The organism is Lamprobacter sp., assembly GCF_034860625.1.
GTDB lineage: Bacteria > Pseudomonadota > Gammaproteobacteria > Chromatiales > Chromatiaceae > Lamprobacter.
Genome location: NZ_JAYESN010000773.1, coordinates 1 through 379 on the forward strand (window position 1 = coordinate 1; position 379 = coordinate 379).

The 379-nt window shown below is 63.6% G+C and carries 1 pseudogene; it reads left to right on the forward strand.

Going from position 1 to position 379, the window contains the following annotated elements:
• Window positions 1-40: 40 nt before the first annotated feature.
• Window positions 41-379 (forward strand): annotated as a pseudogene (locus VBE63_RS31235) (ParA family protein); the annotation flags it as partial.

The window sequence follows — 379 nt, forward strand, 5'->3', positions numbered from 1 at the left end:
TGCCAAGGAGTGGTCGAGGAGCCGTGAGCGAGATGCGCCCGTGGTGATCTCTACGCATGCCTCGCAGCTCGATGAGGTCTTAGCCACGGCGAAGGACAATGGTGCGGCGCTGTGCATCATCGATACCGCGCCACATTCTGAGCGCGACGCGCTTGCAGCGGCGCGAGCGGCCGACCTGATCCTAATCCCCTGCCGCCCGACCGTTCTGGACTTGCGGGCCATCAAGTCCACGAAGGATTTGGCCGATCTGGCGCGGGTTCCGGCACTGGCGGTCATCAACGCTGCGCCACCGCGTGGTCATCTTGCGGATGAGGCGGTTGAAGTCATCAAGAACTACGGTCTTGAGGTTGCCCCCCTGATTCTCACGCAGCGGGCTGCG